This window comes from Arthrobacter sp. C152 (assembly GCF_054890965.1).
In genome coordinates this window covers 1-226 of record NZ_JBTZSU010000143.1, presented here as the reverse complement: position 1 = coordinate 226, position 226 = coordinate 1, and the positions used below count along the sequence as shown (strand labels likewise).

1 protein-coding gene is annotated in these 226 nt (G+C 47.8%); it reads left to right on the top strand.

The window, feature by feature from the left end; translation table 11 throughout:
* The coding region (locus ACYSM9_RS22060; RefSeq protein WP_461859075.1) for a KH domain-containing protein at positions 1 to 226 on the top strand (226 nt) is incomplete at both ends.

Below are 226 nucleotides of genomic sequence, written 5' to 3'. Positions count from 1 at the left end.
TCCATAAGGAGTTCAAGAAAGCACTGGGAGCCAACTGCATCTTTCTCAACATCACAAACAGTGAGCTCTTTATTCTGTCAACCACAGAAGCCCCTGTGAAGAGGGCATCTTTGTTGGGTGATATGCATTTCCGAAGCCTTCGCACCAAATTGCTGCTCATGTCCCGCAATGAAGAAGCTACTAAGCACCTAGAGACAAGTAAGCAGCTGGCAGCAGCCTTCCAAGA